General features: G+C 35.3%; 19 protein-coding genes. 6 read left to right on the forward strand and 13 right to left on the reverse strand.

Going from position 1 to position 18,648, the window contains the following annotated elements; all coding sequences use genetic code 11:
* The first annotated feature begins 38 nt into the window (after positions 1-38).
* The 4 genes from gldF (at position 39) to dnaN (ending at position 4,191) form a co-directional block, all read left to right on the forward strand.
* The gene (gene gldF, locus CDH49_RS06255) at positions 39-758 is read left to right on the forward strand and encodes a gliding motility-associated ABC transporter permease subunit GldF (RefSeq protein ID WP_100614594.1); all 720 of its coding nucleotides are present in this window, start codon (positions 39-41) and stop codon (positions 756-758) included.
* Entirely contained in the window at positions 755-1,240 is a 486-nt protein-coding gene (locus CDH49_RS06260) for a hypothetical protein (RefSeq protein WP_100614595.1), read from the forward strand. Before gldF ends, CDH49_RS06260 begins: the two co-directional genes overlap by 4 nt.
* On the forward strand, positions 1,233-2,900 hold the full coding sequence (gene gldG / locus CDH49_RS06265) for a gliding motility-associated ABC transporter substrate-binding protein GldG (protein ID WP_100614596.1): 1,668 nt from the start codon (positions 1,233-1,235) through the stop codon (positions 2,898-2,900). The genes CDH49_RS06260 and gldG overlap by 8 nt, the downstream gene beginning before the upstream one ends.
* Before the next feature lie 172 nt (positions 2,901-3,072).
* Positions 3,073-4,191 (forward strand): DNA polymerase III subunit beta, encoded by a 1,119-nt coding sequence (gene dnaN, locus CDH49_RS06270; protein WP_100614905.1) that lies wholly within the window; start codon positions 3,073-3,075, stop codon positions 4,189-4,191.
* Between the two features lie 151 nt (positions 4,192-4,342).
* On the opposite strand, the gene CDH49_RS06275 is transcribed toward dnaN, so the two are convergent.
* The 13 genes from CDH49_RS06275 to CDH49_RS06330 all read right to left on the reverse strand — a co-directional run bounded on the left by CDH49_RS06275 (position 4,343) and on the right by CDH49_RS06330 (position 17,287).
* Complete coding sequence (locus CDH49_RS06275; protein ID WP_100614906.1) at positions 4,343-4,681, reverse strand: DUF4870 domain-containing protein; 339 nt, start codon at positions 4,679-4,681, stop codon at positions 4,343-4,345.
* Between the two features lie 71 nt (positions 4,682-4,752).
* Complete coding sequence (locus CDH49_RS06280) at positions 4,753-4,938, reverse strand: YgaP family membrane protein (protein WP_100614597.1); 186 nt, start codon at positions 4,936-4,938, stop codon at positions 4,753-4,755.
* A gap of 12 nt (positions 4,939-4,950) precedes the next feature.
* The gene (locus tag CDH49_RS06285; protein WP_100614598.1) at positions 4,951-5,256 is read right to left on the reverse strand and encodes a hypothetical protein; all 306 of its coding nucleotides are present in this window, start codon (positions 5,254-5,256) and stop codon (positions 4,951-4,953) included.
* Positions 5,257-5,259: 3 nt separating this feature from the next.
* Positions 5,260-8,511, reverse strand: a complete 3,252-nt coding sequence (locus CDH49_RS06290) for an efflux RND transporter permease subunit (protein WP_100614599.1) — start codon at positions 8,509-8,511, stop codon at positions 5,260-5,262.
* 176 nt (positions 8,512-8,687) lie between these two features.
* Positions 8,688-9,761, reverse strand: a complete 1,074-nt coding sequence (locus CDH49_RS06295; RefSeq protein ID WP_100614600.1) for an efflux RND transporter periplasmic adaptor subunit — start codon at positions 9,759-9,761, stop codon at positions 8,688-8,690.
* Positions 9,762-9,767: 6 nt separating this feature from the next.
* Complete coding sequence (locus CDH49_RS06300) at positions 9,768-11,078, reverse strand: TolC family protein (protein WP_100614601.1); 1,311 nt, start codon at positions 11,076-11,078, stop codon at positions 9,768-9,770.
* Positions 11,079-11,199: 121 nt separating this feature from the next.
* Positions 11,200-11,352, reverse strand: a complete 153-nt coding sequence (locus CDH49_RS15735; RefSeq protein ID WP_193434717.1) for a hypothetical protein — start codon at positions 11,350-11,352, stop codon at positions 11,200-11,202.
* 12 nt (positions 11,353-11,364) lie between these two features.
* Positions 11,365-12,822, reverse strand: coding sequence for an NAD(P)/FAD-dependent oxidoreductase (locus CDH49_RS06305; RefSeq protein ID WP_100614602.1), 1,458 nt, complete (start codon positions 12,820-12,822; stop codon positions 11,365-11,367).
* Positions 12,823-13,185: 363 nt separating this feature from the next.
* Positions 13,186-14,262 carry a cytochrome d ubiquinol oxidase subunit II gene (gene cydB, locus CDH49_RS06310; RefSeq protein ID WP_100614603.1) on the reverse strand — a complete coding sequence of 359 codons (1,077 nt, stop codon included), beginning with the start codon at positions 14,260-14,262 and terminating at the stop codon, positions 13,186-13,188.
* 2 nt (positions 14,263-14,264) lie between these two features.
* Positions 14,265-15,596, reverse strand: coding sequence for a cytochrome ubiquinol oxidase subunit I (locus CDH49_RS06315; protein WP_100614604.1), 1,332 nt, complete (start codon positions 15,594-15,596; stop codon positions 14,265-14,267).
* 59 nt (positions 15,597-15,655) lie between these two features.
* Complete coding sequence (gene trxA / locus CDH49_RS06320) at positions 15,656-15,952, reverse strand: thioredoxin (RefSeq protein WP_100614605.1); 297 nt, start codon at positions 15,950-15,952, stop codon at positions 15,656-15,658.
* An 11-nt stretch (positions 15,953-15,963) separates the two neighbouring features.
* Entirely contained in the window at positions 15,964-16,299 is a 336-nt protein-coding gene (locus CDH49_RS06325; protein WP_100614606.1) for a cytochrome c family protein, read from the reverse strand.
* 136 nt (positions 16,300-16,435) lie between these two features.
* Complete coding sequence (locus tag CDH49_RS06330; RefSeq protein ID WP_100614607.1) at positions 16,436-17,287, reverse strand: universal stress protein; 852 nt, start codon at positions 17,285-17,287, stop codon at positions 16,436-16,438.
* Positions 17,288-17,466: 179 nt separating this feature from the next.
* Between CDH49_RS06330 and CDH49_RS06335 the strand changes: the two genes are divergently transcribed.
* Both CDH49_RS06335 and CDH49_RS06340 read left to right on the forward strand, forming a co-directional pair.
* Entirely contained in the window at positions 17,467-18,234 is a 768-nt protein-coding gene (locus CDH49_RS06335; protein WP_239970599.1) for a DUF3108 domain-containing protein, read from the forward strand.
* Positions 18,235-18,274: 40 nt separating this feature from the next.
* A complete protein-coding gene (locus CDH49_RS06340) occupies positions 18,275-18,616 on the forward strand; it encodes an FUSC family protein (RefSeq protein ID WP_100614609.1) in 342 nt (113 codons plus the stop codon).
* Positions 18,617-18,648: the final 32 nt, after the last annotated feature.

The raw sequence follows: 18,648 nt of genomic DNA on the forward strand, positions 1-18,648 counted from the left end.
AACTTTTAACTTTTAACTTTTAACTTTTAACTTAATAAATGTTTGCCATTTTAAAGAAAGAAATCAATTCATTTTTTGCATCGCCCATAGGGTATTTGGTCATTGCTATTTTTTTGATTTTAAACGGCTTGTTTTTATGGATTTTTAAAGGGGAGTTTAATGTGTTGGATTATGGTTTTGCTGATTTATCATCCTTTTTTTTATTGGCACCATGGATATTGATTTTCTTGATTCCCGCAGTCACCATGCGAAGTTTTTCAGATGAAAAAAAACAGGGTACTTTGGAATTATTGCTCACCAAACCCATTTCGCATTTAAAAATTGTTCTTGGTAAATATTTTGGGGCGCTCATTCTTATTATTATCGCTATTTTGCCAACCTTGCTATATGTTTATACAGTATATCAATTGGGAAATCCTATCGGTAATTTAGATATGGGTAGTACCTTGGGTTCTTATTTCGGACTTCTATTCTTAATGGCATCCTATACCGCTATTGGTATTTTTACATCGACCTTATCAGATAATCAAATCGTGGCTTTTATACTTTCGGTGTTTTTATGCTTTTTGTTTTATATCGGATTTGAAGGTATTTCAGAATTTACCTCAAGTACTTTTATGGAACAATTAGGCATGAGTTACCACTTTAAAAGTATGGGCCGTGGCGTTCTTGATACCAGGGATATTATCTATTTTCTCAGTGTTTCCTTCTTCTTTTTAACCATTACTAAACTCAATTTAAACAGAGAGACCAAATGATTGTTACACCGCTTTTTGTTATTTTTATTGTTACCGTTTTTATCCTGACATGGATATTTGCCAACACCATCGACAAGCGCAAATGGGTAAGCTTATTAATAAGTATTATAGCAACACCTATTGTCTATTTTTATGTTTTTTACCCGTTTATAAACATCTTTTTTAGTTATCATCACCAAAAGCATTTCGATTCGGAAGCTTGGAAAGAAAAACCTGCCTTAAGGTACGAAATGAGTACCCAAGTGGTTAATCAAAACTTGTTTCTGGGTAAAACCAAAGATGAAGTTAAGGCGATTTTAGGCACTAGTGAATGGTATGGGTGGGACGATTCCATAAAAGCCAATTCTCAAGACAAATGGAACTATAACCTTGGTTTTAAACCCGGTGCTTTTAATATGACCCAGGAATGTTTGGAACTTGTTTTTAAAAATGATGAAGTAACGAGCATTTCGCAATACCAAATGGAAAAAGAGTTTGACTAGACATATAAAATACATTGGCATTCTTTTAGTAGCTTTAATAGGTGTTAACTATCTAAGCAGCATCGCTTTTAAACGCTTTGATTTAACAAAAGATAAACGTTATACCTTGAGCGACGCTTCTATTAATATTATTAACAGCGTAGAATCACCTATCATCATTGATGTATTCTTAGAAGGTGACCATTTTCCTTCGGAATTTAGACGGCTTCAAAATGAAACCCGACAATTACTAGAAGAATTTTCAGCAAAAAATAGCAATATCGTTTTCAACTTCATGAATCCGCTGGAAGATGAAGCTACACGCGATAGTAATATGCAGCAATTGGTACAGCGCGGATTAACCCCCATGCAATTAAGCGTGCAGGAAAGCGGAAAATCTACCCAAGAAGTTATTTTTCCGTGGGCATTGGCAAGCTATAATGACGAAACCGTAATTATTCCACTGGTAAAGAATAAAATCGGTGCCTCACAACAAGAATTGGTCACAAACTCCGTGCAACATTTGGAATACGCTTTTGCCGATGGTTTTAGTAAACTAACAAAACCTAAGAGTAGAAAAATAGCTGTTTTAAAAGGTAATGGTGAATTACCAGATCGCTACATTGCTGACTTTGCCAAAAAATTAGGCGAATACTATTATTTAGCACCGTTTACGTTGGATAGCGTTGCTGTAAATCCGCAAAAAACATTAAAGGATTTACAGGTTTTCGATTTAATCATTGCTGCCAAACCAACCGAAGCTTTTAGTGAAGAAGAAAAATTAGTGCTAGATCAATACACCATGAACGGCGGAAAAAGTCTGTGGCTTATTGATGCCGTTGCCATGGAAAAAGATAGTTTGTATAATGAATCTGGAAGCAATTTTGCGGTGATTCGGGATTTAAATTTAACGGATTTCTTTTTTAAATATGGCGTTAGAATAAATCCGGTGCTGGTCAGTACCCTCTACTCTGCCCCCATTACTTTGGCTATGGGCGACGGTAGCGAGTCGCAATTTCAACACTTAAGATGGCCTTATTCTCCTTTGGCATCTTCAAACGACAATCATCCCATCGTTAACAATTTAAACTTGGTTCGGTTCGATTTTGCCAATCAAATCGATACGCTTAAAAATAACATTAAGAAAACCATTCTATTAGAAACTGCACCGCTTACAAAACTGGAAGGTACACCAAGGCAAATAAGCCTTGAAATGGTTACACAAGAACCTAATCCAGCCTTGTTCAATAATGGTAATCAAATACTGGCCGTGCTTTTGGAAGGTGAATTCACATCGGTGTACCAAAACAGAATCAAACCATTTAAACTATCCGAAGAAAAGGATAAAAGCGAACCAACCAAAATGATTGTGATTGCAGATGGTGATGTGATTAAAAATGATGTCACCAGAGGTGAACCCCAAGAATTGGGCTTTGATAAGTGGACCGGACAATTGTACGGAAACAAGGAATTTTTATTGAATGCCGTTAATTATTTATTGGACGATGACGGACTTATAAACATTCGTTCCAAAGAAATAACGGTAGCCTTCTTAAATCAGGAAAAAATTGCCGACCAAAAAACGACGTGGCAACTCGTAAATATCGCATTGCCACTGGCATTATTAGGCTTCTTCGGTTTTGGGTTTAACTACTTTAGAAAGAAAAAATACACTGCCTAAATGTTAATAAGTTTGTTTCCTATTTTAGGATGTATGGGATATATTTGTAAGTAATATATATTCAATCAAAACACATTAGTTTTCATGAAACAACCTTGTGTTTCGCTTTTTTAAAAAGCAAACCAATTAGTTATGTTTTATGTTGCCAACAAATAAAAACAACAACTTTCAAATGAAATTTATAGTATCGAGCACATATTTATTAAAACAATTACAGGTTTTGGGTGGTGTTATCAACAGTTCAAACACCTTACCTATTTTAGATAATTTCTTATTTGAATTAGACAAATCTAAATTAACGGTGTCTGCCAGCGATTTGGAAACCACCATGTTGTCTTCTTTAGAAGTTGAGAGCGATAGCAAAGGTAGTGTTGCCATTCCAGCACGCTTGTTATTGGAGACTTTAAAAACGTTTCCTGAACAACCTTTGACCTTTGTTGTAGGAGATAATAATACGGTTGAGATAAGCTCCAATCACGGTAAATATGCCTTGGCGTACGCTAATGGAAATGAGTTCCCAAAAGCGGTGGCTCTTGAAGATCCAAGCACTACTGTAGTTACTGGAGATATTTTGGCTACTGCCATTAGTAAAACCATTTTTGCAGCTGGTAATGATGATTTAAGACCTGTTATGAGCGGTGTGTTTTTTCAATTTTCTACCGAAGGATTAACTTTTGTTGCTACCGATGCTCATAAATTGGTGCGTTACAAACGTGAAGATGTAAAAGCCAATCAAGTAGCGGAATTCATCATGCCTAAAAAACCGTTGAATCTTTTAAAAGGTATTTTGGCTGCTAGTGAAGATGATGTGAAAATAGAATACAACGACTCGAACGCTAAATTTACTTTTGGTAATTCAGAATTAATCTGCCGTTTAATTGATGGCAAATACCCTAATTACGAAGCTGTTATACCAAAGGAAAATCCGAATAAATTAACCATCGACAGAACACAATTTTTAAATTCGGTGCGTCGTGTGAGCATCTTTTCAAATAAAACAACCCATCAGATCCGACTTAAAATTGCAGGAGCCGAATTAAATATTTCTGCGGAAGATATTGATTACAGCAACAAAGCCGAAGAGCGTTTGACTTGTGATTACCAGGGAGATGATATGCAAATAGGCTTTAACTCCCGTTTTTTAACGGAGATGCTGAGCAATCTAAATGCAGACGAGGTGCAGTTGGAAATGAGTTTACCTAACAGGGCTGGTATTTTAACCCCAGTTGATGGCCTTGATGAGGGCGAACAAATTACCATGTTGGTGATGCCTGTGATGTTAAATAGTTAATCCAATTCCTGCGTAGGCAGGAATCTTTTTAAATCAAAACCTAATAATAGATAGATTCCTGCCTTCGCAGGAAATCGAAGATTCGACAAAGTCAATATAAAAAAAGCTCACCAAATGGTGAGCTTTTTGTTTATCCCATACTAAAACTAAACTAACTAATAAATTTAAAAGAAAATGGGTATGTTGGGGTTTCACCATTACTGGCTTTTATTGCATTAATAACAGGAAAAATGATGGATATGATTCCTAAAACTATAAAGCCTAAAAGACCAAGTCCGAGTAATAAAATTAAAGGAATGCATATAATAAAATAGACAATTAGACTTAACTGAAAGTTTACAATATTCTTTCCGTGTGTATCCATGTTATATACCTTTTCCTTTTGTGTCGCCCAAAGAATTAATGGAATGATTAAACTTCCAAAACCAGTAACCAAAGTTACCAATTGGCTTAAATGGGTAATGACTATAAGTTGATTATCTTCTCTCATGGCTGTTGTGTTTTTGATTGATACCAATAAGACGCAACAGCCTGAAAAATGTTACAAACTAATAGCAATAATTAGTCTTTTATCCCCAATTTTTCTAAAATAGTATCCATTAAGCACCATTTTGTGATGGATGACTGTAATAAATTGGCACCCACAAAAGCGGTAAACCATAACCAGTTTTGGTTGACATAAATGGCAAGCAATAAGCTTATTAGTATAAAGGTTCCTGCAACGGCCCTGACGATTCTGTTTTTCATGTTAAATAATTTTTAATTTGATTTTTCTATGTTTACAACGGCTAGATGAATGTGCGACAAGCTTTGTTGTTGCTGGTTAAAATCACTGATGAGTCCAAACAATAAATCAACATGTTCTTCCTTAACAAAGGCATAAAAAAGAATGGATTCCGTTTGGTTCATCTCACTGGAAAACCAATTAGATTCAACAGCATCTTCAGTGCTATCCCTATAACCTGTTACATCTCGAAATGAGAATGTTTTTACATTGGCTTTTTTTAATTGAAGCTTGATGTCTTTTTCAAACTCTTTAATGGCGGTAATAATAACTAGCTTCATGGCTTATAGTTTTGATTCTTTAGCATTTACATCGATATCTTCTTGAGTCTCCACTTCAATATTGTTAGTCTCCCATTTTTTGCGTTCAGTGATATAATAAATTAAAGGCACCACAAGCAAGGTTAGAATGGTAGAAACAATGGCTCCTGCCACCAATGAAATCGCTAATCCTTGAAAAATAGGATCAAATAATATTATGGAAGCACCAATAACAACGGCGCCAGTTGTTAACAAAATGGGCGTTGTTCTCACGGCACCCGCATCAATAATGGCTTGCTTTATAGGAATACCATCATTCAATCTGATTTCAATAAAATCGATTAATAAAACCGAATTCCGAACCATAACACCCGCAAGGGCAATCATCCCAATAAAGGATGTCGCTGTAAAGAAAGCTCCTAATAGCCAGTGACCTAATACGATTCCGACCAACGATAACGGAATGGCAACCATCATCACCAACGGTGTTTTAAAGTTTTGGAACCAGCCAACAATCAGCATGTAAATAATCACAATGACTATTAAAAACGCAGCACCTAAATCGCGGAAGACTTCCAAAGTAATTTGCCATTCGCCATCCCATTTTACCGTGAAATCCGTTTCTTCGGTGGGTGCATCCATATACAATTCATTAATTTTATAACCTTTAGGAAGTTGAATTTTTTGAAGCTTTTCTTCCATACCTAAAATGGCGTATACCGGACTTTCCAAATCGCCAGCCATATCTGCCAATACATACACCACGCGTTTTTGGTCTTTTCGGTAAATGGTCTTTTCTAAAGTTTCTTTTTTAACAGTTACCAAATCGCTTACAGGAATCATATTGCCTTGGCTACTTTTTATTTTTAGATTCTGAATATCTTGTAGTGAGGTTTTATCCTTATCATCCAATGAAAGCACCATACTCACATTATCATTTGATGTTTCATCATATAAATTGGAAATAGGATATTCCTGAAGCAAATAGGTTAAATTACCAACCACTTGTTGTGGCGCAACACCGTAAAGCATGGCTTTTTCTTTATCTACTTCCAAACGGTATTCAATTTGGTTGTCTTCTACCATCCAATCGGCATCAACCACATCCGTAGTGTTTTCCAAAATAGTTTTAACTTGTTGGGCGACTTTAATCTGCTCATCGTAATTAGGCCCATAAACCTCAGCAACCAAGGTTGAAAGCACTGGCGGTCCTGGTGGCACTTCAACAATTTTTACATTGGCTCCGAATTTTTTAGCTATTTTTTGAATATGCGGACGTACTACTTTTGCAATATCATGACTTTGCAAATCCCGATCTTCCTTATGCAACAGATTTACTTGGATATCGGCCATATTACTGCCTCCTCGTAAATCGTAATGACGCACCAATCCGTTAAAAGTTATGGGAGCCGAAGCACCAATATAATTTTGATAATCTACCACTTCTGGAACGGTTTTTAAATATTGTGCAATTTCTTGGGCAACAACAGCCGTTCTTTCTAAGGTCGTACCTTCTGGCATATCAATCACCACCTGAAATTCATTTTTGTTATCAAAAGGCAACATTTTTACGGCAACCGATTTGGTAAAAAACATGAGTACTGAACCTAAAAGCAACACGCCCGTAAGCACGAACATGACGTTACGCTTTTTAGAACTATCTAAAAAAGGCTGTTCTACTTTTTTGTAGATTTTATAAATACGACTGGTTTCTAAACCTGCATCTTCTTTATGGGCTTGCCCCTCTTTTTCTTGTAATAAATGATAACCTAAATAGGGTGTCACCGTTAATGCCACAAATAATGATAATATCATGGCTATAGAGGCACCAATGGGCATCGGACTCATATATGGCCCCATCATACCGGACACAAACGCCATGGGTAAAATAGCAGCAATCACGGTGAACGTTGCTAAAATGGTGGGGTTACCTACTTCGTTAATGGCATAAATAGCTGCTTGCTTAAACGGTAAGCGCTTCATTTTAAAATGCCTGTGCATATTTTCGGCAATGATAATACTATCATCAACCACAATCCCAACCACAAAAACCAATGCAAAAAGCGTGATTCGGTTTAAGGTATAACCCAACATATAATAAGCAAACAAGGTCAAGGCAAATGTTAATGGCACCGAAAAGAATACCACCAAACCACCACGCCAACCCATAGCCAACATCACCAAAATAGTTACGGCTAATATGGCAACACCCAAGTGCAATAACAATTCACCAACTTTATCGGATGCTGTTTCTCCGTAATTTCTGGTGACGTCCACATGAACATCATTTGGAATTAACGTTTCCTTTAACGTATCGATGTGCTCTAAAATCTTATCTGATATTTTCATGGCATCGGCTCCTTTTACTTTAGACACCGAAATGGTCACTGCTGGATATTCAGACTTGTTATTTTTAAATGCGTCGTTGGCTTGTCCGAATCCAAAAGATACATACGAACTTGGTGATTCTGGGCCGTCTTTAATGGTTGCCACTTGTTTTAAATATACCGGCATATTTTTGTTGACACCCACCACCAAATTTTCAACGTCTTCAGTTGTTTCTAAAAATTTCCCAGTAGTGATTAAATATTCCGTATCATTCGTTACAAAACTTCCTGACTGAGAACTACTGTTATTCGCTTGAACCATTTGCATAATACCCATAGCATCCACCCCGTTGCCAGCCATTTTATCCTTATCCAAAACCACTTTCAATTGCCTATTTCTTCCGCCTATGACTTTGGTGATGGATACATCCTTCACTTTTTCAATTTCCGAAGTTAATTCTTCAGCCAATTGGCGCAGTTCATAATCATCGTAATTTTCACTCCATAGCGTTAGTCCCAGCATAGGCACATCATCAATAGAACGTGTTTTTACAACAGGCTTGTAAATTCCTTCCGGAAACATGTTTTCATGTTTCATCAACTCGTCATATAATTTCACATACGAACGTTCTGTATCTTCACCAACATAAAATTGAACAACGATCATGGCCTGTCCATTCATTGCCATACTGTGCACATGTTCAACTCCTTTAATATTAGAAATTATTTTTTCCAAAGGTTTTATAACCCTACTTTCAACCTCCGTTGGGCTAGCTCCAGGATAACCTACCATGACATCGGCCATAGGCACGCTTATTTGAGGTTCTTCTTCCCTTGGGATTAGAAATGAACTGTATGTACCAATAATCATCAAACCAATCATCAACAAAATGGTTAGTTTTGAGTTGATGAAAAAATGGGCAATTTTACCCGAAATTCCTTCTTGCATGTTTATTATTTTTTGGGTGTTTTAACAGGCTATTCGTTGCAATCTTTTTATTTGTCTAAAACATTTCGACTGCGCTCAATGTGACAAATAAAAAGGATTTTCACTCCAAATACATCGTATTCATGAGTTCATTAATTTAAAATAACAAACAACGAATAATCCTTAACGCATTAATTTTATTGAATACTTACTTTTACGCCATTATACAACTTACCATCAGCCGAAATAATAAAGGCTTCATTAGATGATAAACCCGATAACACTTCCACTTGGTTTCCAAACGTTCTTCCCAATCGCAACCATCGTAATAATGCCGTATTACTTTCACTTACCGTGTACACCCCAGATAATTGACCGTTAGTTACAATGGCTTCTTGGGGTACTAAAACCATATCCGTTTTTTCTTGAGCTTCCACAGGAAATTGAACGGTGACAAACATGCCTGATAAAATAGGTACATCCGTTTTATCTAAATTGACTTTTACCATATATTGTCCGCCTGTATTCTTTGCAGAACTACTCACCTCAGTTACTTTTCCCTTTAACTCTTTATTTAAGGATTTAACTAAAACAGTTACCGCAGCACCTAATGTTATTTTAGAAATGTCACTCTCTGGAACACTCGCCGTCACTTCAAAACCTGCTGGCATTTCCATAGCAACTAAAGGCATCCCAGGGTTGGCCATATCACCATTCTTAATAAATTTACCTGTAATAATTCCATCAAAAGGGGCACGAATATTAACATAGGCAAATTGGGCATCCACCTCGTTTTTCATTTGTTTGGCTCCTTCTAATCTGGCTTTTGCCATGTTATAATTTGCGGTGATGTCATCCAATTCCTTTTGCGAAGCACTCGCATCGGCAAATAGGTTTTTGAATCTGTTATAATCTTTTTCAGCATTTGTGAAAGCAGCTGTAGCTTCCATGATGCCAGCATTTACCTGTGAGCGTTTTGCTTGTAAATCGGAATTATTAATAGCAACCAGTAATTGTCCCTTTTTTACTTTATCACCTACGTTTACGGGGATATTAGTAACATATCCCATCATGCGCGTACTTAAATTGGCACTGTTAACGGCCTGAATGGTGCCACTAGCAGTTAAGAAAGGATTATTATTATTTTCATTTATGGAGCTCACTTTTACCGGAACAGTAGTTGTGTCTGCGATTAATTTTTTCTCGTCGCTTCCACAACTTGTTGCTAAAATGGCTAATGCCAATAAGGTTGTTGTATATATAGTCTTCATGTGTTTTTATGCTTTGGTTAAAAATTGTAAATATGCTTGTGCATAATTGTATTCAAAAATGGTTTGGTAATATTCTAATTGTTTTTGTGCGAATTGTGTTTCTGTCATTAACAAATCGGATGTTTTCTCTAAGCCTTCTTCAAAACGATTGGTTCGTATCCTCAATGATTCTTGGGATTGCTCCATAGCTAGTTTTGAAAGCTGCAATTTATTTTCGGCATCTATGAACATCCGTTTAGCTTTATTAAGTTCTAACTGACTTTGTGATACATATTGCTCGTATTGGAGTTTCGATTTTTCATACTCAGCTCTACTTTTTTGAGCTTTTCCAAAACGTTTGGTACCATCTAAAACCGTCCAACTTAACTGTGCCCCTACCACATACCCATTGGCACCACCTTGAAAAATGGCATCATCATATAATTCATAACTTCCAAAGGCATTTAGGGTTGGTAAAAAAGTCATGTTATCTGCTTTATGCATACTTTCATAGGCATTTGAAGCTAATTGCATGGCTTTAATATCAGAGCGTTCTACGGAAACTTGTGAAGGTACTTCTGAATAAGAATTATTGATAGCCAAACTATCTGATGGTTTGTAAATGATATTGTTGTTATCATTCATTAAAAAAGATAGATAATTGGAAGCGTTCGCCAGATTGCTTTTTGCCGATTGCAATTGGTTTTTTATTTCAGTGACTCTAACCTCTACAGCAAGTACATCGGCACGCTGTAAATAGCCTTGCTTAAAACTATTATCTGCCAACTGTTTATTGGATTCGGCTGCTTCAAGGGCTTTTTCCATAACATCTACCAATCTGTAAGCCAATTGTAATTGCATATACGCTTTATCTACTTCAAAAATCAAATAATCGCTAGTACGTTCGGTTTGGAGCGTCATAGCCTGCATTTTAGTTTTGGCTGCTTTACGTTGCAAAAATCCATCGACATTAATTATGGGTTGCTTTACTTCGATAAGAGTGGCGAAATTTTGCGTTTGATTTGGATTGTTTAATAAGGTGGGATCAAAATCGGCAGTCGTCAATATCCCCTGATTTAATTTAGAACCAAATGCCATTAACGGATTGGTAGTCGAAATACCAGTGTGCGATACGCTAATATTTGGCAAAAAAATAGCATTGGTTTGCCTGTAATCCCCTTTTGCAACATTAAAATCTTCTTGGGATATTTTTATGGTTTGGTTGTCTTCAACAACTCTGTTCAAAACATCCGCTTTTGAAATTTGAATGATTTCCTGAGCATGAAGCAGTGATGCCAAACTTAGAAAACCAACCGTTAAACTGTATAATCTTTTCATATGTAAATATTTATTGTTTTTAAATTTTACAGTACAAATGTAGGTTAGGTAAAAAGTCTAGTCCGTAACTTTTGTTACCCAAGAAAAAAGCATCCTTAAAGGATGCTTTTATGTTAAGACATTATTTATGGGAGTCTTGATGTACTTTTCTAGTACCTCCATGACCACCAGCAACAATAGTTAAAACTTTAAGACTTAAATAAATAAATCTGAAAAACTGAATGATGGGGTTCATCATTTTGAATCGTTGGTATGTTGATATTCTTTGTATCATGGTTTTATAATTTTATTCTGGAATCAACCACCAAAATGGATTCATCTTTGCTTTGTAAATAAAGGCATAGTGCAAGGCAAGTTTTAGCCAATGTCCTGCCAATCCTATTTCACCGAATGTTTTGCCAAGCTGTCTTCCTTGCGTTTTAGGATATTTGTTATAATCTGGCACTATAGGATAAGTTGTTATACTAATGCCGCTTCCTTGCGTTAAGCCAAACCCTGCCGATGCGATACAGGCTGCTCCCATATTACCCATAGAACCCTTATGCGCTAATGACTCCCGACCAGTTTTTATGGAATCAATGATATTATCGGCCACCAGTTTTGCCGTTATTCCCGAGGGCATGCCAGTTCTTGGTGGTGATGGAAAAATCTCCGTGCCGTTTTTACTTTTTCGTGGTTTTGAAATACTATGCGGTGGTGCAAAAGCAATTCCTGGGGCAAAAATGTTTTTATAACTCGGATTTTGATAAGTCTCTGGCCAATCTTGAACCGACCATTCTTCATAAGGTTTTGGTGTGTAATTGGCATCTACAATCATGAAGCCTTTAAAAAGCTTATCGGTAATGTCTTCATGATGCTTATTAAAAGCTTTAAAACCATGACCGGAAAAAGATGGGATAAGCATGGCGAAGTCATAAGTCACTGTTTTGGTTTCACCTTCCAAATTCTCATAATGTGCCATGCCGTCTTCAATTTTATGAACGCCTGCCCCAAGTATCCATTTAATATCTCTGTCTTCAAAAATCATTTCAACCATTTCTTTGGATTTCATGGTCAAGCTTCCATAGCTTAACAGCATGCCGTCCATTCCAAAATCACCCAACTCAAATTCATTGGAAATCCATGTAATGTCGGCCATATCACGCACTTTATTTCTTCTAAGTTCATGTTCAACATTCAGAATATATTCAAAAGCCGCTCCTTGACATGTTGCTTTAGCATGACCTGTACCTATAAGTATTTTAGCTTTTTTACCTTGCTTCATGTCATTTATCAATGCACTTAATGCCTGCCAAGCATGGTCTGCGTGGGTATATGTACAAACTGAATAGGTTTTATTTGTGCCAGGAACCAAACCTTCGGTAGCTTCAAAATTAAGTTTTGGTCCCGTAGCGTTTATAAGATAGTTGTATGTTACTTTTTCTTGCTGACCTTTTTTATTAGCATCCACATATTCTATGGTTACATAAGGTCTTGCTTCTTTTTCATCGCCTTCAGGATGAAAGGTTTTAACCATAGCTTGTTTAAAGCCGATACCTTTTCTTATATATAATGGTTCTAATGGAAAAAGTATTTTTTTATAAGGCATTCTTCCCACGCCAACCCAAATATTGGATGGAATCCATTGGTAATTACTATTAGGGGAAACAACCAGAACCTCATGTTCCTTTGATAGCTTTCTACGCAAGTGGGATGCCGCTACATGACCCGAAATACCAGCACCTAAAACAACAATTTTTGACATTATTTCTGATTTAGTATTTATAAAAATAGTCTAAAACCCCATGATAAACCATGATATATATCATCTTGGAAATCAATACAAAATCTCTTAAAACCGTATAAATATGGCTGTTAAAATAATATGGCTATAATTGATACTAACAAAGAAAAAAGCACCCATTGCGAGTGCTTTTAATCATCAACAAACCTTAAAACCACACAATCAAAAAAAGTCACTCCGGATTCGTATTTCATTATGTTAATAGCTTAAGAGAGCCATTAACTATTATAATCCTTTAATTCTTGATATATATCTTATGGAATAAAAGTAAACTATTGTTGTCCATAGAATGTAACTTTTGTTGCATAAGCAACAAGTAGTTAATTAATGCTCGCCATAACCTATATCATCCATTTTACCTTTAAATACTTTATACTGAATGGTAAAATAAACTACTACCAAAATAATAGCTACCACAAACCAATAAATACCAACTGATAAACCGTACTCATGGGCAGCCATATTATAAATGGTTAAATCTGGATTTGTTGAATTTGTTGAAGGCAATAGTTTAGGGAAAATAGAAGCCATTGTTGAAGCTAATCCACCAAATAAAAACATTGAAGAAAATAAAAATCCAGTTCCATCCTTTTTAAAGGATTTGATTTTAAACAATCCTAAATGTCCTATGAAAAAAATGATTGGAAATACCCATAGCCAAGGATATTGCAAAAAATTATAAAACGGTTGTGGTTTTATAAGATGCCAAACCAATAATGATAAAATTATAAGCGCTAGTAATACTATATTTAATTTGAATATGACATTTTTAAGTTTGCTGTTTAAATCAGAGTTGGTTTTAAAAATAATCCAATTGGCCCCATGAATGGTTAATGATACAACCCCAATAATACCCAGCATAAGTGTAAACCAATCAATGATTCCCAAATGTTCAGCTTGCGGACTAAACGTAGGATTCCAAAGCGGCAAAAAGAAATAATGCGCTTCGTGTGCGGAAACGCCATTAGTAACCATACCCAAATTAACCCCTCTAACCACATTTCCTAAAGCAATTCCGAAGAATAAAGCCAAGAACAAACTTGCCACCCCAAAAGCTTTATCCCAAACAGCTTCCCACATCTTATTATGTACTTGTCCACGTAACTCCAAACCAATGGCCCTAAAAATTAGCAACCATAAAATCATAATCAAAGGCAAATAAAAGCCGCTAAACGACGATGCATACAATGTTGGAAATGCAAAAAACAAGACACCGCCTGCCGCGATTAACCAAACTTCGTTGGCATCCCAAAATGGTCCGATGGCATTTGTTATGGCTTTTTTATCCTTTTCGGTTTTAGCAAAAAATAAATGTATGATACCTGCTCCAAAATCGTAGCCATCCAAGATAACATACACCGCTAACATGGTCATTAATACGATATACCAAAATAATTCCATAATTAATGTTTTATAAGTTCTGGTCCTTTATTGATTATTTTCCCAACAAGCATTAAAAATAAGAGTCCTAATAATAGGTAAAGTCCAATAAATCCTAGTAACGTGAATAGTGTGTTTCCCGCAGATACTGTTGGAGAAGCACCTTCTGAAGTTCTTAATAAATTATAAACCAACCACGGTTGCCTACCCAATTCTGCCGTATACCAACCTGTGGTATTAGCAATGTATGGAAAAGGCAGCATAAACAATAACGACCATAAAATCCATTTGGTTTTATAAAGCTTTTTTCTGAATAATTGAACTACGGCAACCAGCATTAAACCAATAAAAATGGTACCTAAACCAACCATGATGTGATAAGCATAATACAACCCTGGAATATTTGTCGGATACACACTTTCATCAAATTCATTCAATCCTTTAATTTCTGCATCCCATTTCTGATAGGTTAAAAAACTTAAAATATTAGGAACGGCAATTTTATTATCAAGTGTTTTATCTATCATATTAGGTTGCCCAATAAGTACGATTTCAGAACCGCCATCTACCGTTTCAAAAAGTCCTTCCATAGCCGCAAAAGTGACAGGCTGATGCTTCACCACGTTTTTTGCTGTCATATCCCCTGTGGGAAATGCAACTAGTATACTAGATATAAATCCGAATATAACACCGGTTTTTACAAACAATTTTCCAAATTCATGGTGTTTATTATTCAAAATATAAAACGCCCCAATAGCTGCAACCACAAAAGATGCTGTTACCAACGATGCTGCCTGATTGTGTAAATACGATGGCCATAGCCACTCGTTAGTGAACAATGCTCCAAAATTATTCAGCACAAATTTTCCGTTTTCTAAAATCTCATAACCAACTGGATGTTGCATCCAAGAATGTGTCGCAATGATTAAAAAGCCACTTGCCCAAGAGCCTAAAAACACTAAAAAACCCGTAACAAAATGAAGTTTATGTCCTAATAATTTTTCTCCGAAAATAAACAGCCCTAAAAATGAAGATTCCAAAAAGAATGAAAACATACCTTCCATAGCGAGTGTCTGACCAATAATACCACCTGTAAGCTCTGAAAATTTAGCCCAATTGGTGCCAAATTGAAATTCCATAGGAATTCCGGTAACAACACCCATCGCAAAATTGAGTGCGAAAATTTTCATCCAGAATTTTGCTGCTTGATTATATGTTTCGGCATGGGTTCTTAGGAATTTCCATTTAAAATAGACGATCATTAAAGATAATCCCATGGTTAATTGCGGAAATAAATAATGGAATGTAATGGTAAATGCGAACTGCATTCTATCATAAAAGAGCATGTCTTCCATGTCGTGATTTTTAGTTTCCCAAAAATACAACACAGCAGATTAATTATAGGTAACTTTTATTACTTATTACGCTCTATTAAGCTAATTAAATCCTTTTTTTGAACGACACCAGACTGTCTCCAAAGTTGTTTACCGTTTTTAAAAAGAATAAGTGTTGGCACGCCCCTTACTTGATACTGAGAAGCTAGGGTTTGATTTTTATCCACATCAATTTTTATAATAGAAACCGTTTCGCCCAAACTATCTTTGACTTCTTTTAATATAGGCGCCATAAGTTTACATGGTCCACACCATTCAGCAAAAAAATCAACCAAAACGGGTCTATCTTGGCTTATTATGTCCAAAAAACGACTCATTAATTTATCATTTAGTTTAGACGCATACCGCCTTTATTTTGGTTATAATGTTCTTCAAACCATTCTGGTTGTTCAATATCATTATCAAACATATAATCCGCTATTTGTTCAATAACGCTTTCAGGATAAGGTAAATTTCCCATGATGCCAAAACGTTTTACCGCACCGTACATTTTAACATTGCTTTCAACAGGATTTTTTATCCAATTTTGCATATCGTCAATAAACTCCTTTTTAGTTGTGGAGCTATTAGTATAACGCATTTTTATCGCTATCATAGGAGGTGCGAGTCTATTTTCTTCACTAGCTGTGGGATGGTGACAAGAGTAGCAATGTACTTCCATCATTTTTTTGCCTGGATGCACTTGCTATTTAGTAATTTCAGTTTTTCTGATATTACTTTTTGGTTTGTGATTGTCACAATTAACAAACAGTAAAACAAACATCAGTCCCATTAAAATAGGTTTCATTTTTTATATAAATTTAATTAAAATTTTCTTTTTTATTGAGAACCAAAAAAGGAATATCTATTTTAAAACCAAAGGTTTCTATAGGTTGTCTAGTAAACAAGCGTTCTAAAAACGAATGCTTTGCACTCAACATAGCAAACATGGCGATGTGGTTTTCAATGATGTGCTTTTTAATAATGTCGAAAACATCTTTGCTGTTTATATGAATGTAATTATGGTTGGCATGGGGAAAATGATTTTTAAAAATAACTTCATTATTAAAAACCTCATATGTTGTATGATTCTCATCCTTTATGTGCAATATTTCTAATTCTGAATTATAAAGTGAATTAAAATCCTTCAACCATTTTAATTCTTCAACGCCATACAACTCTAAATGATTGGTGGTAAATAGTACCTTATGTAATCCGTTAAATTTACAGTTATCGGGAATGGCCAAGATTGGCACATGACACCGTTGCATCACATGGACGGTGTTACTACCAAATATGACTTTTTCCAATCCAGATGCCCCTTTGGTTCCCATAACTATCAAATCCACATGATGAATCTTGGAGACTTGATTTATCGAATCAATTAAATTGTCATAATCTACGATAGAATGAAATTGATGTTTGTCATTAAGGTGCTTAGCTTTAATTTTTAATATAATATTATCAATCGACTTTTTTGCGGCCGATATTAATGTTTGATAGATGGTCGTGGAAGAAGACATAACCATGATATCATCTGAAATAAAGGATGATGCCTTTTGCACATTAAGTAAGTAAAAATCACAGTTTGTATTTTGAAACATGTCTATTGCATACTGAATGGCATTGATTGAATTTTTAGAAAAATCGGTAGGAAGCAGTATTGTTTTCATTTCAAAAAAATAAGGATTATAAGTAAATATATATTACTACATTAAATAAAACTATGATATATGTCAGTTAGCTAAAACTCCTTTTCAACCACTAAAAAAAATTAGCATAATAGCGTAAAGGTTTGTAATTTCGGCACGATAAATGCTTGGTCAAGCTGTAACCCAAACCTAATATTTACATGATGCGTACCTTATTCTTTCTTGCATTTTTAGTAACCATTTCCATCAATGCTCAAAACAATGCCATTGGCCATGCAGAGAAACTGGTATTTACGGCTTCTTATAACATGTCGGGCGTACTTAATAACATCGCTGAAGTTACTATGGAAACCAGTGAAGCCAAAACTTCTAAAGCAACCTTATTACGGTTAAAATGTACTGCGGCGACTTATAGTAAATGGGACAGTTTTTTTAAAATCAGGGATTTATACGAAAGTTATGTTAACCCTAGTAATTTAACCCCTTATTTACACAATAGGGATGTTAATGAGGGAAGCTACAACAAAGCAATGAAGTACACATTTGATACAAAAACCAACAAGGTTAAATCTGTACAAAGCAAAAAAAATAAGCCAGACGAAAATAGAAATCTTACCATACATGGCGGAACTAAAGATATTGTATCTACTATTTATAGTTTAAGGTTGATTGACTTTAAAAATATGGCAGTGGGAACAAAAAAAACCTTTACGATACTTTTTGATTGGGAAGAAATGAAAGGTCAGGTTACCTATTTGGGCAAAGAAACCATTAATACAGCCATTGGGAAAAAAGAATGCTACAAATTAGCAATCGGCTCCAACCAACCAGATGTGCTTAAAGGCACCAATAGTAATTTCTTATGGCTGACGGCAGACGGAAATAAAATCCCTGTCTATGGAAAATTCAAAATTCCTGTAGGCAATGGGGAACTAAAAATAAAATCCGTTGCTGGTTTAAAAAACTAAATGCATTTTATCTGACTACTGAGAAAAATAAATTTAATAGATGAAACAAGTATTCATAACTTTAGGTCTTATATCAGCCATCTTAGCCACGATTTTATCGGTGCTACCGCTTTCAAATTTGGCCATTTTCCCTGCAATAGCAGCGCTTATATTTGGTTTGATTGCCTTTTATTTATCAAAAAAAGCTGGATATGTGAAAAAAATTATTCAATTCACTTTTTTATTGACCATCGTAGCACTTTCAATAACCATATATAAAGCCGTGTTTACAACTGTTGAAGTAACCAATACAGAAGATTTAATTATAAAGGAAGAAGAATCCAAACAAGAAGCTCTTGAAGAGCTTGAAGGATTGGATTTAGAAGATATAAATATTGAATAGTAGTAGTTTTATTACATAGTTTTTATATATTT

The organism is Confluentibacter citreus (assembly GCF_002807055.1).
In the GTDB taxonomy this organism is placed as follows: Bacteria; Bacteroidota; Bacteroidia; order Flavobacteriales; family Flavobacteriaceae; genus Confluentibacter; species Confluentibacter citreus.

Excerpts from the sequence above, each read along its gene's own strand:
- CDH49_RS06290 (WP_100614599.1), bottom strand. The coding sequence starts at position 8,511 with ATGCAAGAAGGAATTTCGGGTAAAATTGCCCATTTTTTCATCAACTCA.
- gldF (WP_100614594.1), top strand. The coding sequence starts at position 39 with ATGTTTGCCATTTTAAAGAAAGAAATCAATTCATTTTTTGCATCGCCC.
- CDH49_RS06300 (WP_100614601.1), bottom strand. The coding sequence starts at position 11,078 with ATGAAAAGATTATACAGTTTAACGGTTGGTTTTCTAAGTTTGGCATCA.
- CDH49_RS06325 (WP_100614606.1), bottom strand. The coding sequence starts at position 16,299 with ATGATGGAAGTACATTGCTACTCTTGTCACCATCCCACAGCTAGTGAA.
- CDH49_RS15735 (WP_193434717.1), bottom strand. The coding sequence starts at position 11,352 with ATGATACAAAGAATATCAACATACCAACGATTCAAAATGATGAACCCC.
- CDH49_RS06295 (WP_100614600.1), bottom strand. The coding sequence starts at position 9,761 with ATGAAGACTATATATACAACAACCTTATTGGCATTAGCCATTTTAGCA.
- CDH49_RS06305 (WP_100614602.1), bottom strand. The coding sequence starts at position 12,822 with ATGTCAAAAATTGTTGTTTTAGGTGCTGGTATTTCGGGTCATGTAGCG.
- CDH49_RS06280 (WP_100614597.1), bottom strand. The coding sequence starts at position 4,938 with ATGAAAAACAGAATCGTCAGGGCCGTTGCAGGAACCTTTATACTAATA.
- CDH49_RS06330 (WP_100614607.1), bottom strand. The coding sequence starts at position 17,287 with ATGAAAACAATACTGCTTCCTACCGATTTTTCTAAAAATTCAATCAAT.
- CDH49_RS06260 (WP_100614595.1), top strand. The coding sequence starts at position 755 with ATGATTGTTACACCGCTTTTTGTTATTTTTATTGTTACCGTTTTTATC.
- CDH49_RS06275 (WP_100614906.1), bottom strand. The coding sequence starts at position 4,681 with ATGAGAGAAGATAATCAACTTATAGTCATTACCCATTTAAGCCAATTG.
- CDH49_RS06335 (WP_239970599.1), top strand. The coding sequence starts at position 17,467 with ATGATGCGTACCTTATTCTTTCTTGCATTTTTAGTAACCATTTCCATC.
- CDH49_RS06285 (WP_100614598.1), bottom strand. The coding sequence starts at position 5,256 with ATGAAGCTAGTTATTATTACCGCCATTAAAGAGTTTGAAAAAGACATC.
- trxA (WP_100614605.1), bottom strand. The coding sequence starts at position 15,952 with ATGAGTCGTTTTTTGGACATAATAAGCCAAGATAGACCCGTTTTGGTT.
- CDH49_RS06315 (WP_100614604.1), bottom strand. The coding sequence starts at position 15,596 with ATGGAAGACATGCTCTTTTATGATAGAATGCAGTTCGCATTTACCATT.
- CDH49_RS06340 (WP_100614609.1), top strand. The coding sequence starts at position 18,275 with ATGAAACAAGTATTCATAACTTTAGGTCTTATATCAGCCATCTTAGCC.
- dnaN (WP_100614905.1), top strand. The coding sequence starts at position 3,073 with ATGAAATTTATAGTATCGAGCACATATTTATTAAAACAATTACAGGTT.
- cydB (WP_100614603.1), bottom strand. The coding sequence starts at position 14,262 with ATGGAATTATTTTGGTATATCGTATTAATGACCATGTTAGCGGTGTAT.